General features: G+C 51.3%; 16 protein-coding genes, 1 pseudogene and 1 riboswitch. Of the genes and pseudogenes, 8 read left to right on the top strand and 9 right to left on the bottom strand.

Features of this window, described 5'->3' with window-relative positions; genetic code table 11:
* The 3 genes from VB081_RS11595 to mgtA form a co-directional block, all read right to left on the bottom strand.
* A partial coding sequence (locus tag VB081_RS11595; RefSeq protein ID WP_323400972.1) for an endonuclease Q family protein occupies positions 1-858 on the bottom strand: 858 nt, incomplete at its 3' end.
* A 4-nt stretch (positions 859-862) separates the two neighbouring features.
* Complete coding sequence (locus VB081_RS11590; RefSeq protein WP_323400971.1) at positions 863-1,063, bottom strand: hypothetical protein; 201 nt, start codon at positions 1,061-1,063, stop codon at positions 863-865.
* A gap of 88 nt (positions 1,064-1,151) precedes the next feature.
* Positions 1,152-3,827, bottom strand: a complete 2,676-nt coding sequence (mgtA, locus tag VB081_RS11585; RefSeq protein ID WP_323400973.1) for a magnesium-translocating P-type ATPase — start codon at positions 3,825-3,827, stop codon at positions 1,152-1,154.
* 99 nt (positions 3,828-3,926) lie between these two features.
* Positions 3,927-4,086, bottom strand: a riboswitch (M-box (ykoK) riboswitch).
* Positions 4,087-4,217: 131 nt separating this feature from the next.
* On the opposite strand from mgtA, the gene VB081_RS11580 reads away from it, so the two are divergent.
* Positions 4,218-5,381, top strand: a complete 1,164-nt coding sequence (locus VB081_RS11580; RefSeq protein WP_323400970.1) for an aminotransferase class I/II-fold pyridoxal phosphate-dependent enzyme — start codon at positions 4,218-4,220, stop codon at positions 5,379-5,381.
* The gene (locus VB081_RS11575; protein WP_323400969.1) at positions 5,378-5,734 is read left to right on the top strand and encodes an MmcQ/YjbR family DNA-binding protein; all 357 of its coding nucleotides are present in this window, start codon (positions 5,378-5,380) and stop codon (positions 5,732-5,734) included. The genes VB081_RS11580 and VB081_RS11575 overlap by 4 nt, the downstream gene beginning before the upstream one ends.
* A gap of 32 nt (positions 5,735-5,766) precedes the next feature.
* On the opposite strand, the gene VB081_RS11570 is transcribed toward VB081_RS11575, so the two are convergent.
* Positions 5,767-6,054, bottom strand: coding sequence for a hypothetical protein (locus VB081_RS11570; RefSeq protein ID WP_323400968.1), 288 nt, complete (start codon positions 6,052-6,054; stop codon positions 5,767-5,769).
* A 32-nt stretch (positions 6,055-6,086) separates the two neighbouring features.
* Here VB081_RS11570 and VB081_RS11565 point away from each other — a divergent pair, with 32 nt between their 5' ends.
* The 4 genes from VB081_RS11565 to VB081_RS11550 all read left to right on the top strand — a co-directional run bounded on the left by VB081_RS11565 (position 6,087) and on the right by VB081_RS11550 (position 8,868).
* Complete coding sequence (locus VB081_RS11565; RefSeq protein WP_323400967.1) at positions 6,087-6,554, top strand: LytTR family DNA-binding domain-containing protein; 468 nt, start codon at positions 6,087-6,089, stop codon at positions 6,552-6,554.
* On the top strand, positions 6,547-6,954 hold the full coding sequence (locus VB081_RS11560; RefSeq protein ID WP_323400966.1) for a DUF3021 family protein: 408 nt from the start codon (positions 6,547-6,549) through the stop codon (positions 6,952-6,954). The genes VB081_RS11565 and VB081_RS11560 overlap by 8 nt, the downstream gene beginning before the upstream one ends.
* Positions 6,955-7,096: 142 nt before the next feature.
* Positions 7,097-8,011 carry an ABC transporter ATP-binding protein gene (locus VB081_RS11555; RefSeq protein WP_323400965.1) on the top strand — a complete coding sequence of 305 codons (915 nt, stop codon included), beginning with the start codon at positions 7,097-7,099 and terminating at the stop codon, positions 8,009-8,011.
* Between the two features lie 2 nt (positions 8,012-8,013).
* On the top strand, positions 8,014-8,868 hold the full coding sequence (locus VB081_RS11550) for an ABC transporter permease (protein ID WP_323400964.1): 855 nt from the start codon (positions 8,014-8,016) through the stop codon (positions 8,866-8,868).
* 116 nt (positions 8,869-8,984) lie between these two features.
* On the opposite strand, the pseudogene VB081_RS15055 reads toward VB081_RS11550, so the two are convergent.
* From VB081_RS15055 to VB081_RS11530, 4 genes and pseudogenes are all read right to left on the bottom strand, one after another.
* Positions 8,985-9,086 (bottom strand): annotated as a pseudogene (locus VB081_RS15055) (MerR family transcriptional regulator); the annotation flags it as partial.
* 25 nt (positions 9,087-9,111) lie between these two features.
* Complete coding sequence (locus VB081_RS11540; RefSeq protein ID WP_323400963.1) at positions 9,112-9,900, bottom strand: M15 family metallopeptidase; 789 nt, start codon at positions 9,898-9,900, stop codon at positions 9,112-9,114.
* Positions 9,901-9,971: 71 nt separating this feature from the next.
* Positions 9,972-10,211 carry an acyl carrier protein gene (locus VB081_RS11535; RefSeq protein ID WP_323400962.1) on the bottom strand — a complete coding sequence of 80 codons (240 nt, stop codon included), beginning with the start codon at positions 10,209-10,211 and terminating at the stop codon, positions 9,972-9,974.
* A 30-nt stretch (positions 10,212-10,241) separates the two neighbouring features.
* Positions 10,242-11,717 (bottom strand): carboxylesterase/lipase family protein, encoded by a 1,476-nt coding sequence (locus tag VB081_RS11530; RefSeq protein ID WP_323400961.1) that lies wholly within the window; start codon positions 11,715-11,717, stop codon positions 10,242-10,244.
* A 209-nt stretch (positions 11,718-11,926) separates the two neighbouring features.
* Here VB081_RS11530 and VB081_RS11525 point away from each other — a divergent pair, with 209 nt between their 5' ends.
* Complete coding sequence (locus VB081_RS11525) at positions 11,927-13,285, top strand: DUF308 domain-containing protein (protein WP_323400960.1); 1,359 nt, start codon at positions 11,927-11,929, stop codon at positions 13,283-13,285.
* 50 nt (positions 13,286-13,335) lie between these two features.
* Here the strand turns inward: VB081_RS11525 and VB081_RS11520 are convergent, their stop codons facing one another.
* Entirely contained in the window at positions 13,336-13,704 is a 369-nt protein-coding gene (locus VB081_RS11520) for a GntR family transcriptional regulator (RefSeq protein WP_323400959.1), read from the bottom strand.
* Positions 13,705-13,946: 242 nt separating this feature from the next.
* Between VB081_RS11520 and VB081_RS11515 the strand changes: the two genes are divergently transcribed.
* The coding region (locus VB081_RS11515; RefSeq protein ID WP_323400958.1) for a sodium/proton-translocating pyrophosphatase at positions 13,947-15,068 on the top strand (1,122 nt) is incomplete at its 3' end.

Here is a 15,068-nt window from a genome sequence, read left to right as displayed (position 1 = left end):
GGCGGCAATCGTTTCTTCAGGCGTGAAGCACACCTTACAATTGCGGTGTCCGTCGTTGTGATATTTTCCTTCTTCCGGAAAAAATTCCAGCGTGCCGTAAAACTCGTCCGTATCACGGTTTGCAAGTGCACGGGCAACGCTGGGATAGGAAAGCTCTGTATTGAAAATATTTGCTTCCCGCGCAAGATTCGCGGGGGAGTGTGCGTCTGAATTGGATACCATCGTAAAGCGGTCAAGCGCCGACAGTCGCCAGTTCATGGGCGGGTCGGAGGACAACCCTGTCTCCAGCGCGTGGATATACGGCGTTAAATCTTCAAAGCATTCTTCTATCGTATCGAAGCCAGAATAGGCGCCAAACAATGAAAAGTGCGGCGTCCAGATATGCGCGGGAATAAAGATGGCTTCGGGGCAGATGTCAAGCGTGATCTCGAGAAGATTATGGCTGTCCAGCCCGAGAATGGGCCGCCCGTCCGAATGCAGGTTGCCGATCAGCTCCAAATGCTTGGAAAGCGCCTCCGCTTTTTCGACGGAGGGCAGCAGGATGACGTTGTGCACCTTGCGTACTCTGCCGTTTTTCTTATAGATCGAGCTGATCTCGCCGGAAACGACAAAACGGGGCGAAGCGTCGCCCCCCACTGTTTCCGCGATGCGGTAATCATGCTTTAGACGGTAGAGGCCTTCCTCTGCCGGAATGAATTTTTCTTTGAGTTCTTCGCGCCAGGCCGGATGGGTAAAATCGCCCGTGCCGAGCAGGTCTATGCCCTTGCGGCGCGCCCACAGGTCAAGATATTCAGGCACACATTCTTTGCTTGTTGCCCGTGAATACTTTGAATGGATGTGCAGGTCGGCAATGAACATACGCTTACTCCTGTTCTTCCCGTGGCACAAAATGGTCGCACTGGCGTTTGTCGCCGGTGAGCATATCAGGGTCGATATCGCCATAGACCTGGCACGAACGCAGTTCGGGCATACCCGGCGCGAACGTCAGTACGCCATAGTGGATGCAGTTGAAGCAAAGAACGTTTTCTTCGTTGATATAATTTTGTTTGATCACCAGTCCCATATTATGTGCGCTCCTTGATTGATATATTTCTATTATACCGCGTTTTGCTTAGAACACAAGAAACGGGATGTGAACAATCGCGGTGCTTCTAGAGAAGCTCGCCGTACCGTTTGACGAACTTCTTTTTGAGCAGCGTGACAAGCAGCATATAGGCGATGATCGTCAGTGCCAGCATAAGGAAATATACAGCAGGCATGGGCGACATACCGAGCTCGCGGCCGACAATGGTATAGGGAATGAGCGTTCCCCCGATGATGCCGATGGTCGTGAGCAGCGTGACCTGCCATGACGCACGGCTTTTTATAAACGGCGTATGCGGCGTGCGGATCAGGTGGATGACCAGCGTCTGCGTCCACAAAGATTCCACAAACCAGCCCGCATGGAACAAGGCGACAAAGCTTTCCTGCGCGCCCTCGCCAAGCGTATGGTATGCTCCGCCGATGACAAGCGGACAGATTACAAAATACAGCAGCAGGTAGGTAGTGATATCGAAAACCGAGCTGGTCGGCCCGATCCATACCATAAACTTGCTGATGGAGGAAGCATCCCATTTGCGTGGCTTTTTCAGGTAGTCCGCGTCCACGTTGTCCCACGGCATAGCAAGGCACGAGACGTCGTAGATCAGGTTGAGCAACAGAATCTGCACGGGCGTCATGGGCAGGAAGGGCAAAAACGCGCTTGCCGCAAGGACGGAAAACATGTTGCCGAAATTGGAGCTTGCCGTCATTTTGATGTATTTGATGCTGTTGGCATACGTCTTGCGTCCTTCGATCACGCCTTCCTCCAGCACCATCAGGTCTTTTTCCATCAGAATGATGTTGGCGGACTCCTTGGCAATGTCCACAGCCGTATCGACCGAAATACCTACGTCCGCTTCCTTCATGGCGGCGGCGTCGTTGATCCCGTCGCCGAGGAAGCCCACCGTGTGACCCTTTGCGCGCAGGGCGGACACGATACGCGATTTTTGGCTGGGGGAAAGCTTTGCGAATACGTGCGTGCCTTCCACCACATCAAGGAGCATGTCGTCGTCCATCGCCTCTACGTCTGCGCCGAGCAAAATGTGGTCAGCGGAAATGCCTACCTTGCGGCAGATGTATTTTGTCACCGCATCGTTGTCGCCAGTTAGTACCTTTACATCCACGCCATATTCAAGCAGCGCCTTGAGCGCTTTTTTGGTGCTTTCCTTGGGTGGATCGAGGAAAGCAAGATAGCCGATCAGCACCATATCTGATTCGTCGGCGACAGAAAAAGCGCCCGCCGGCGACGGATTTGTTTTGTGCGCGATGCCGAGAACGCGCATACCGTTTGCGTTGTATGTGGCAACGGTTTTGAGTATCTCGTCCTTGACCTCGTCTGTGATAGGCTCGACCTTACCCTGATACTCCGCATATGTGCTCACAGCAAGCATTTCTTCGATCGCGCCCTTGGTGATGAGCTGTGTCTTGCCGTTTTTATCCTCTACCACGACGCTCATGCGGCGGCGGTTAAAATCAAACGGGATCTCGTCGACCTTTTGATAGTTTTGTATGAGCTCGGCCATGCCCTGCTCCTCGGCGTGGTCGACAACGGCGATGTCCATCAGGTTTTTAAGGCCTGTCTGGTGATAGCTGTTTAAAAAAGCGTGGCGAAGAACGCGCTCGTCTTCGTTGCCGTGGATGTCGAGGGAATATTCCAGCACGACCTTATCCTGCGTGAGCGTGCCTGTCTTATCTGTACAAAGTACGTCCATCGCGCCAAAGTTCTGGATGGCGTGCAGGTCTTTGACGATGACCTTTTTCTTGGACATTGCGACCGCGCCCTTGGCAAGGTTGGCGGAAACGATCATAGGAAGCATTTCGGGCGTTAAGCCCACCGCTACGGAAATGGCGAACAAAAAGGCCTGCATCCAGTCGCCCTTGGTAAAGCCGTTGAGGAACAAAACGATGGGAACCATGACCAGCATAAAGCGGATCAGGATCCATGAGACAGAATTAAGACCTTTTTCAAAGCTTGTCTTGGGCTTCTTTTCCGTGATCTGATGCGCCAGGGAGCCAAACATGGTATCGTCGCCCACGGTGATCACGATGGCGGTCGCGCTGCCGCTGACGACATTACTGCCCATGAATGCAAGGTTGTTTTTATCAAGCACGCCCGGCTCGCCGCTTTTTATGGCGCGCCCAAATTTTTCAACCGGTTCGCTTTCGCCTGTCAGGGAGGACTGGCTGACAAACAAGTCTTTTGCCTGCAGGATGCGCACGTCGGCAGGGATCATGTCGCCCGCCGCAAGACGGATGATATCACCGGTGACGATCTCGTCTAAAGGTATCTCCGATTCCTTACCTTCACGGATGACGGCAGTCGTCGTCTCTACCATTTCAGAGAGCTTTTCAGCGGATTTTTCCGAGCGTGTCTCCTGTACAAACTGGAGCGTGCCCGAGACAATGACCATAGAAAGTACGATCACAACGGATAGGATGTCCTGATCTCCTGATTCGGCAAACAAAAAATCTGTAAAAAAGGAAATGATTGCAAGCGCGATCAGCACAAGCGTAAACGGATTGATGAATGCGCGCACAAGCCTCTTTAAGAGGGAATCGCCTTTTTGGTACGTGATGCGGTTTTCACCGAAGCGGTCGCGCATCTCGCGGACGTCGTCCGGCGCGTAGCCTTCGTATGTGTTGGTGTAAATATCGAGAACGCTGTCCTGGCTTTTTTGGGAAGCCTCTACGAGCCGCTTGTTGGCTTGCATGGACGCGGACAACGGCAAAGCGATATTTTTTTTCATCTTATTCATCGGCGTACTCCTCCTTTCGGCATAAAACAAAAATCCCCGCCAAAGCATGAACGCTCATGACGGGGAAACCACACATCAAAAACATACAAAAATTTTGTACTACCGTTCAAGCTTCAGCATCGCAGGGCGATGAAATTGCATTAGTCTACGCCTTGTTTTCGACATAAACTGCTAACCCTCTCATAGTGTCTCCACTACTTTGCGGCAGCAATCCGTATCCCTGCGGTAACCTCACCTACCGAAATATTCTTTTATGGGTTCTCAGTATAACGCCGGTGTTCTGATTTGTCAAACCCGCCGCGTTCTTCTTTGTTGAAAACGAACCCTGTTTGCGGTAAGATATTTATGTATTATTTTTAAACACAAAGACGGAGGCGCAACATGAAATTTGCTGATAAGATGCAATCTTTTGATATGAATATTTTTTCCAAGCTGGAGGAAAAGAAGGCCGAGCTTCTGAACGCGGGCAGGGAAGTGATCAATCTTTCCGTAGGCACGCCGGATTTTAAGCCGGACGACCATGTGATCGAGGCGTTAAAAGAGGCGGCGGGCGTGGCGGACAACTTCAAATATTCCCTTGCCGATCTGCCGGAGATGATCGACGCGGTGATTACGTGGTATGCGCGGCGGTATGGGGTGACGCTGGAAGCGGAGCAGGTCATGTCGGTATATGGCACGCAGGAGGGCATGGCGCATGTGGCGCTGCCCATCTGCAACCCGGGCGACCTCGTGATCGCGCCTGACCCGTGCTATCCGGTGTTTATGTTCGGGCCGCGCATGGCGGAGGCGGAAATTTATTACACGCCGCTCAAAAGGGAAAACAATTTTCTGATCGATTTTGACAGCATTCCGCAGGATGTGGCGGAGCGCGCGAAGATGATCGTCGTTTCGTACCCCAACAATCCGGTCACAGTGAAGGCGGATTATGCGTTTTATGAAAAGCTTGTTGCGTGGGCGAAGAAATATGACGTGATCGTGGTGCACGACAACGCCTATTCTGAGCTGGTGATGGACGGGGAGCCGGGCATGTCGTTTTTGGCGGTGCCCGGTGCGATGGATGTGGGCATAGAGTTCAATTCGCTTTCCAAGTCGTATAACCTGACAGGGCTGCGTATCTCGTTTGCGATGGGCAATCACGAGATCATCCGCAACTTCCGTTGCCTGCGCTCGCAGATCGACTACGGTATCTCCTTCCCCGTACAAAAAGCGGCGATTGCCGCCCTGAACGGCCCGCAGGATATATTGGAACGCAACCGCGAGGGTTACCGCGCGCGCAGGGACGCGCTGTGTGGCGGGCTTCGGTCGATTGGCTGGGATGTGCCCGATTCGCCCGGTACGATGTTCGTATGGGCGCCACTGCCAAAGGGATATACAAAATCGTGGGATTTTGTATTGGAGCTGATGGACAAAACGGGCGTGATCTGTGTGCCCGGTGAAAGCTTTGGCCCGGCGGGTGAAGGATTTGTGCGCTTTGCGCTGGTGGTGGACGTGTCTACCATGCAAAAGGCCGTCAGGCTTATCGAAGAAAGTGGGATATTGAAATGAAATACGATTGGATGGACGCATATTGTCTGGGGAAAAAAGACGTGACAAAGGATTACCAGCCCGCGTGGGAAGCGACACGCTATTTTGTCGGCGGGAAAATGTTTGCCATGCAGGGCGGGGACAAGACGGGACGGCCGATTTTTACAATGAAGCTGGAGCCGGCATTCAACGATCTGATGCGGCAGCAATATGAGGAAATCGTCCCGGGGTATTATTCGAACAAGATGCACTGGAGCTCGCTGTACCTTGACGGGAACGTGCCGGACGAGGTGGTGAGGGATATGCTCGACCGTTCCTACCTGGCGGGGATCGCCGCACTGCCAAAAAAACTGCAAAAAGAAATATTAGGATAAAAAGAGGCCGGACAGTTTGTCCGGCCTCTTGCTTAATTTTTCGTTTTTTTGAAATATTCGACGAGCAGTACGATAAGCCCGAGGCACAACAAGATGACGCCAAGGACAAACAGGCCGCCAAGACCAACGCCTGTGACATCGTCCGAAAAACCTATGCCTTCAGGGAGTGGCTGCGGTTGGACGCCGCCCGAAAACAAAGTAGAAAATAATCTCGAAGGATATTCGTAACTCCAGGCATCAAAAGCCGGCAAGGCCACCGCAACAGGCAAGAATGAAAAATGTATTTTACAAACAGGGGCTTGCAATGTTTTTTTTAACATGCTACGCTTCATGTGAAAATAGTCAGGGAGGGGTGGAAGCCTTGAAGCTTTTGATCGACCAGTCGCCAGACAATGAAGAAGTGGAGATCACCATCAAATGTGGAATGATCGATCCCGCATTAGAGGAGCTGATCGCGCAGATCAGGCTCTATTCCTTCTCCATTACGGCAAAAAAAGACGGCAGGACATATACGGTCAGCCTAAGCGATATTTATTATTTTGAATCCATCGACAACCGCACGTTTTTATATACGGAGCATGAGGTGTATGAATGTGAGTTGAAGCTCTACGAGCTGGAACAACAGCTTACCAAAACGGATTTTGTGCGTGTGAGCAAAGCGTGTATTTTGAATGTCAAAGTCTTAGAAAGCGTGCGCGCATTGCTGAACGGGAAGATGGAGGCAGAGCTCGAGAACGGGGAAAAGGTGATCATCAACCGCCATTATGTAGAGGCGCTCAAGCGAAAACTGGGAATGCAGGAGGGTGAAGACAATGTCTAAATTCAAATTCTATATCACCATGAATTGCGTATCGTTTACGGTTCTGGCGCTGATCTATACGGTGTTGTGCCTGTTCGGTATGTCGGCCGTCAACGAACTGACGATCCTGATCCTGCTTTTGATGACGACATGTATTGCTGTCATTATCTTTTTTACGGATAAGCTTCCTGTCAATTCTATGGGGTTGCGGACGATCATCGATTTGGCGGTTATCATGGCTGTGGTATTTGGGATAGGGGTTCCTCCGGGTTTTATCCCATTCGATCCTGCGAATGTCCTGATTGTATTGGCGATGATCATTGTCGTTTATTTTGTGACATTCGGTGTGCTGATCATTAAGAACAAAGCGGACGCGGATGACATCAATAAGAAGATCAGCGCGATGAAGCGGAAAAAATAAAACTTTAGTTCAAAAGGGCGGTTCCTTGTGGAGCCGCTCTTTTGCATTTCACCGTACAAAAAATGCACCTTACGGTCAATCGCTTGTACAGGCGTTTTTTGCATGTTATCTTAGACTGGTAGAAAAAAGAAAGGACAATGAAATGGATAAAATCATTGAGGTAAACGGACTGAAAAAATCGTTTGGCGACGTTCACGCGGTGAAGGGCATCGATTTTTATGTGGAAAAAGGATCGTTGTTTGCTTTTTTGGGGCCAAATGGCGCAGGGAAATCGACGACGATCGATATGATCTCCACACAATTAAAGCCGGACGGTGGCAGCGTTGTATTGAACGGCTATACGCTTGGCAAGGACGACGACGCGATCCGCAGGAGGATAGGCATCGTGTTTCAGGACAGTGTGTTAGACCCACTGCTGACGGTAAAGGAGAACCTGTTTTTGCGCGGCAGCCTTTATGGCATGGATAAGGCGCAGCTGAAAAACGCGGTGTTTACCGCGGCGCATACGGCGGATGTGATGGATTTTTATAACAGGCCGTACGGAAAGCTTTCCGGCGGACAGCGGCGGCGCGCGGACATTGCGCGTGCGCTTGTCAATACGCCGCAGATATTGTTTCTGGACGAGCCGACGACGGGGCTCGATCCGCAGACGCGGCACAGGGTGTGGGACACGATCACCCGCCTGCAAAAGGAACACAGCATGACCATCTTTTTAACCACGCATTATATGGAAGAGGCGGCCCGCGCGGACTATATCACGATCATGGATCATGGGAAGATCCTTGCGAAAGGTACGCCCGCACAGCTAAAGGAACAGCATACAAAAGACGTGCTTAAAATGACGCCCAAGGATGAGGCCGCCCTTGCGGATTGCCTTGAGAAAAACGGGATCACGTTTGAGAAGACGGGCGGCGATCTTGTGGTGCGGCTTGACCATACGATCGACGCGGTGGATATCATCGACTGTTGCCGCGAAATGGTCGCAGGACTTGAGGTGCGGCGTGGAACGATGGACGACGTGTTTTTGAACATCACGGGCGAGAAAGTGAGGGACTGACGATGGGAGCAATGATCAGGCGTAATTTAAAAGTATTTTTCAGGGACAAAAGCGCGGTATTTTTCTCGCTGCTCGCGGTCATCATCGTCATCGCCCTGTACGCGGTATTTTTGGGGGACACGATCACGAGCGGGATGGAAGAAATAGAGGGGATCGGCTTTCTGATGAACAGCTGGATCATTTCGGGCATCCTTGCGGTGATCTCTATGACGTCCACACTGGGGGCGTTCGGCGTGATGGTGGACGACAAATCGAAAAAGATCATGAAGGACTTTACGGTTTCGCCCATAAAGCGCGGGAGTCTCGCGGGCGGATATGTGCTCTCCGCATATTGCGTGGGTGTGATCATGAGCCTGGTGGCGCTCGTGATCGGCGAGGTATACATCGTCGCTTCGGGCGGCGACATCCTTTCTGCCGAAAACATGGCGAAGGTGGTGGCGGGCATCCTACTTTCCGTGCTCTCCTCAAGCTCCATCGTGTTTTTGATCGTATCGTTCATCAAGAGCCAGAACGCGTTTGGCACGGTAAGCACGATCATCGGCACGCTGATCGGTTTTCTGACAGGCGTGTATATCCCGATCGGTACGCTGCCCGAAGCGGTGGGCAACGTGATACGGGTGTTTCCTGTTTCGTATTCGGCTTCTTATTTCCGGACGGTGATGACAGAGCAGCCTGCCGCGATATCATTTGACGGCGCGCCGGCGTCTGCGCTTAAGGAGTTTAACACCGAGTTGGGGATCAATTTCCAGTTTGGCGACCATACGACCACGCTTGCAACGTGTGTAATCGTGATGATCATAACAGCGGCGGTATTTTTCACGCTTTCGCTGGCGGTGATGGCGAAGAAAAGGAAGTAACGCCTTCTGGTTTTGAGCAGCTTGATCCCCTGTGTGAGAGGCAGGATATCGGCTGCTTTTTATCGTCCCATAAAAAACGGATCGCCCGTGCTTCAGGATACATAAAATACATTACCGTTGGCGCACCGCAGAGAGCGGATGGTCTTCGAACGCCGGATGTCTTCACCCGTGTAGATGCGGTATCCGTTTTTGGCGCGCTTGACTGACAGCAGACCGTTCGGTATGTTTTCATCATGGTAGTACTCAATCCTGCATCTCGAAATGCTGGTAGTCTTTGACGGTGTTCCAGTGGCCGCCCCAGAAAAAACCGTGCTCCGTAAAAAGCTTGTAGCACAGGTCGTCCTCATTGATGTAATAGGGATTGCCGTCGTCCCTGTCGTACGCGTATGCTTTTCCTGCGGCAGGCTCGATTTTTTTGGAAGATACATACGGGTTGTACAGCGTATTGACATCAACCGCCAGCCCGCGTGCGTGGTAGGAGAGCTTGCTTGAACCGGAAATCGTACGGTAGCAAAAGGAGGAAGTGTTGTTGTCCGTCATGGATGCCTCGTCCACCGCGTCGTACTCGTCGATCAGCCGTATTTTTTCGATGGGATAAGCTGCTTCGTACAGCTCTTTGAATATTTCCAGGATATCGTCCGCGATCTTTGCGTTGACGATCAGCTCGCCCTCGTGCATCAGCCCGTCGAACCCGATGTGCTTTATACGCACATAACGCAGGTCGTCAAAAGGTACGGGGCAACCCTCCGGATACGATTTTCCCATCATTCGTTCGCGCACGTCCTGCGGTACGCTCTCGTAAGTAAACCCTTCCGCGAGCGCCACCATGCCCTCCGGTGTGGGCGAAGGAGCAGGCTCGGGCGTGGGTGTCGGGGCAGGGGAAGGCTCGGGCGTTTTTGCAGGAGATGAGGGGACGGACGTTACCGTTGTGGAAGAAGGCGAGGGCGCAGCAGGGGGTTGACCCGTGCATCCGGAAACAAAGCAAACGGATACGGCCATAAGCAACAATCCTTTTTTGATTGCATTTTTCATATCCCTATCATATACAAAAAAAGAGCCGTTTGTAAATACGGCTCTTTGCATCTCTTAAAATTAATGTTTTACTATTTTTGTATTTCCTTTTCTGAAAGATAGTCCAGCACGTCCTGCACGGTATCAAAAAGCCGGAGATCGCGGTCAGGGATGGTAACGTCAAATTCCTTTTCAAAGCTGGAAACCGTATCCATCAGGCTAAAGGAATCGAGCTCTAAATCGCGGATCAAATGTTTTTCCGGCGTGATATCGCTTGCGCTGAGCGGAGAGTTTTCCGAAAGAAGGTTTTGTACCGTTGCGAGATTGACCATAACAGACCCTTTCTGGTTTTAGCGTGATATTCAAGAACCGATATGCACCGCGTTTAAGCCGCGCAGGCTCTGGCGCTTGAACTCACTCTTATCGTACTCTTTTTCGATCTCCGGGTCAACCATGGGAATCACGGAGAAATGTTTGTCGTAGCACTTGGCGGGCGTATCGATCCCGCGGCACTCCTGCCAGCCCAGTGTCTCTCCCTTGGCAAAGGCAACAAAATCATTTTGCATTTCCGCTGAGATGCGCCGTGTCGCTTTGACAGAAGGCAGCAGGAACATCCATTTATAGAGCCCTGCATGAAAATTGCCAAATACAAAGGGAATATCGCATGAGTGGCATGCCCGCAGGGAGATGGCCTTCATAGCCGGGGTCTCGTAATCAAAACGGTACATCCACGTATTTGCATATTGGTTGTAGACTTCGGCATACCAGACGCTCGCCATGCGAAACACACGATCCGCAAACATCATGGATTGTGCGCGCTTGCCATAGCGGCGATAGGCTGCGTCTAAACGTGTTTTGACTTCTTCCTTTTCCTGATCGATATTCCGCCGCAGTATTTTACTGATGTCGAGAACTTTGGCAAGAACCTTGATGCACAGGAAGGACATTTCTTCTTTGGTCGTACCGATGAGGATGGGGATATCCCTTGCCGCACCCTGTGCCGCGGCGGGGATGGGATATTCGGGCACCAGCGTACCGTCTACCTCGATCATGAATGCGCCGTCGCCAAGGCCGCAGTGCGAAGCAAATTTGCGCTGTTTGCAAACGAGCTCCTGCGCGTCCATCTCTTTTAGCTGCTGTGCCGTCTCGATCCCCATAAATTTCAAAAATTTACGCGATACCTTCTGGTATTCGTCCTTTGTATAGAGAAGCGACGGCCCGCCGCTCATCATGATGACCTTGGAAACATATTTGCGTGCAGAAGGCGTAACGGGCAGCACGGAAGCGGCGATCGCGCCGGCAGACTGCCCGAGGACAGTGATGCTCTGCGGGTCTCCGCCAAACGCGGCAATGTTTTCGTATACCCACCTGAGCGCCATAACGATGTCTGAAAGCCCGCAGTTGGGAGAAAATTCTTCACCCAAAAAGGAAAAATCCAGAAAACCGAGCGCGCCCAAGCGGTAGTTGATGGTCACGACCACTACGTCGCCGTTTTTCGCAAGGTTTGCGCCGTTATACTCCGGGTCGCTGCCCGCGCCCATACAAAACGAACCTCCGTGGATATAGAAGAATACGGCGCGTTTCTTTTTGTCTGTACCGGGCGTCCAGATATTGAGCGTTAAGCAATCTTCTGAAGAAACCTTATATTTTTTCGTTTGCGGACAGGCCGCGCCAAAAGAGGAAGCGTCGAGTACGCCTTCCCAGCCTTCCGGTTTTTGCGCGGGCATGAAGCGCAGGTCGCCGACAGGCGGCTTTGCGTAAGGAACCCCCTTGTAGGAAAGGACGTCTCCCTCGCGTGCTCCTGCGATCGTTCCGTTCTTGGTTTTTACATTGTTCAAAGCAGATCCATCCTTTTGTAAAGTCTGATTGTCCCCATTATACTACCTCTAAAAATAAAGTAAACAGAAGGAAGGAAACCTTTGCAGAAATTTAATATTTGGCTAGGTTTTTTGTTTTTTCATGAAGGCTTTGATATAATGACGCTATCGGGTTAATGGAACGTATGGGCGGGGTAACTATAGTATAGCATGGCCGGAAAGGACAGCCGATGAATAAACTGAAAATTGCCTTTACCGTGATTTTTTCTTCTATATTACTTGCAGGCGGGATCTTTCTGGCGGTTTATCCGGTGGAGATCATCGGTATTTTTGGCCGTGCCCTTGGCGTGCTGCTTACTGTCTTTGGCGGTTTAGGTATCCTGTTCTTTTTGTTTACGCGCGACAACAGACCGAATATCACAGCGCAGACGCTTGTCATTGGTATCGTTTCGCTTGCATGCGGCATTGTGCTGCTGGCGTGGCCGGGGCTTATCGATCAGGTGGTGCGCATTACGATGCTGGTATGGCTGTTTTTTACAGGCGGTGTGCAGTTGCTTGTTTCTTATTCCTATTATTTGAGTGCGGAGCGCCGCTGGGGGCTGTCGCTTTTGTGGGGCGGGCTTTTGATGGCGGGCTTTGTCGTTGTTCTTACCTCGCAGGATCTGTGGGTATTCATGCTCTCCACATTCATTGCCGCTTATTGCATCCTTTTGGGGCTTGCCGGATTTCTGCGGCTGTTTTTGATCGTTAACCAGAAAAACAAAAATCGTAAGAACATCCCCCTGCCGTTTTGGATGGAAGTATTTTTGCCCAAGGCCACACTTGTGTGGATACAGTCGTCTCTTGATGAACAAAGCGAGGAAGAAGGAGAAGAGGACGGCAGCCTTGTGACGAGCGGGAAGATCGAAGGCGGTGCGGACATCGAGATTCTGATCCATATGTCTGATCTGGGGACGAATGCGTTAGGACACGTGGACGTTGTGGTGGACGGACAGGTGTTTTCTTACGGGAATTATGACCATGACAAGGCGCATATCCATTTGTTCGGCCTTTTCTGGGACGGCGTGTTCGCGATCTGCGAACGTGAAAAATATATTCGCTTTTCACTCGACAGTGCCAGAAAAACGATCATCGGCTATCAGCTTGCGCTTTCTTTAGAAGACGAGCAGCGCCTAAAGACCAACATCGCGGATTTTTTGAGGACGTGCGTGCCGTGGAAGCCGGAGGAGCCGAAAAAGAACGGCTATGCGAACGCGCTTTTAAGGCAAGGGGCACAGCTCTTTAAAGTAAGCAAGGGGAAGTACAAGACATATTTTATGCTCAACACAAACTGTGCGCTGCTGCTGGAGGATTTTCTGGAGGGCACGAGTATTCCCAAGGCGCGGGTCTTAGGCGGGATTATGACGCCCGGATCGCTGCTGTCTATGTTTGAAAATGAACTGAAACGTCCGGGCAGCCCGGTCACAGCCCGTACGCTTTATGTGAGCGACCGGATGGCCTCCCAAAGCCGCAGGAGAAGGCCGAAAAAGGCGCTCGCAGATCTTGAAGAATGCATTGAATGCGAAAGAAACAATCAGGGAAAAAAATAAGCCACGCTTGCCCCATATCGTGCGGGCAGGTGGCTTGGCGTTTTTTGTGGTCAGTTGGAAGAATAAGCTTCGTCGACGATGGCAAAGATCTCGTCGATCCACAGGCCGGAATCGCGCGCTTCCTTTGTGGCTTTTATAAACATCTCACGTATCTCACTTTTGCGCATATCCTTGATTTGCGCGGCATTGTCCGCGGCAAAATCGCCTTTGCCGGCGACGGAATACAAGAAACCTTCTTTTGCCAAAATCGCATAAGATTTCTGCACGGTATTGGGATTGACTCCTAGCTGCTTTGCAAGCTTGCGTACAGACGGAAGCTGTTCGTGAGGGCGAACCTTGCCCGTCATAATAAGCGCTTTGAAGCCTTGTACGATCTGTTCGTAGATCGCTTGTTTGGATGTCTTATCAAGCCGGATCATGACGGAAAATCTCCCCTTTCGACAGTCAGGTGTATGAAACATATTAGTACAATTTTATTGTATTTTATCCCTCTGGTGCTGTCAAGTTGAAAAGTTGACAAAAAGAAAGAAAAAATGAGTAAATTTCCTTTGCTTTTCAAGGGGAACGTATTATAATGAAAATTGGTTGGATCAGTTCTGGAATTTTTTTCAAGTTGACGTTTATTAACATATATATATTATTTTTGTAGGAGGCAGAACCAATGGACATTATGTTTTGGGCTCTTATCGGGGCCGTCATTGCGCTTGTGTTTGCGGCGATTACCGCTTTGCGCGTAATGAAAAAAAGCGAAGGCAGTGAAAAGATCAAAAAAATTGCTGCCGCAATCAGACGGGGCGCGAATGCGTACTTAAAGCGCCAGTACAAGACGGTTGCAATCTTTTTCATTATTGTTACCGCTGTCTTGGCGATTTTGGCTGCAACGGGCTTCATGACATTCTTCGTACCGATCGCATTCCTCGTTGGCGGTATCTTCTCCGCACTGGCGGGCTTCATCGGCATGAAGATCGCAACGGCGGCAAACTCCCGTACGGTAAACGGCGCGAAAAAGAGTTTGAACTCTGCGCTGCGCGTATCGTTCTCGTCGGGCGCGGTCATGGGCATGACGGTAGTAGGTCTCGGGCTCTTGTACCTGACGATCTGGTATTTTATCTTAAACGCGTTTTACGCGGGAGATACGGCGCAGATCGCAAGCAACATGCTGATGTTCGGCATGGGCGCTTCGTGTATGGCGCTTTTCGCCCGTGTGGGCGGCGGCATCTTCACCAAGGCTGCTGACGTAGGCGCAGATCTTGTAGGTAAGGTGGAAGCGGGCATCCCAGAGGACGATCCGAGAAACCCGGCGACCATCGCGGACAACGTAGGCGATAATGTAGGCGACGTTGCGGGCATGGGCGCAGACCTTTACGAATCGTATGTCGGCTCTATCATCTCTGCGGGTGCGCTTGCGGTGGCGGCAGGCCTTGGCGGTGGCGGACTGATGCTCCCGATGATCCTTGCGGCAGTGGGCATCGTTGCCAGTGTGATCGGCAGCTTCTTTGTCAAAACAAAGGAAAACGCTTCGCAGAAAAGTTTGCTTTCAGCCCTTCATAAGGGCGTGTACATCGCGGCGGCGATCGTTGCTGTCGCAGGATACTTTGTTGTAACGGGCATCCTCGGCGCAGATCATGTGGGTATCTATGTGGCGATCCTTTCCGGTCTCGTTGCCGGTATCATCATCGGCTACTATACGGAATATGTGACGTCCGATCATTTCAAGCCCACGAAAGAGCTTGCGGATTCTACGGTCACAGGCCCCGCTACGACGATCATCAGCGGATTTGCG

Origin of the sequence: Christensenella sp. (assembly GCF_034927525.1) — a bacterium.
GTDB lineage: Bacteria > Bacillota > Clostridia > Christensenellales > Christensenellaceae > Christensenella.
The sequence above is the reverse complement of the archived record's forward strand: the minus strand, read 5'-3'. Positions and strand labels throughout refer to the sequence as shown.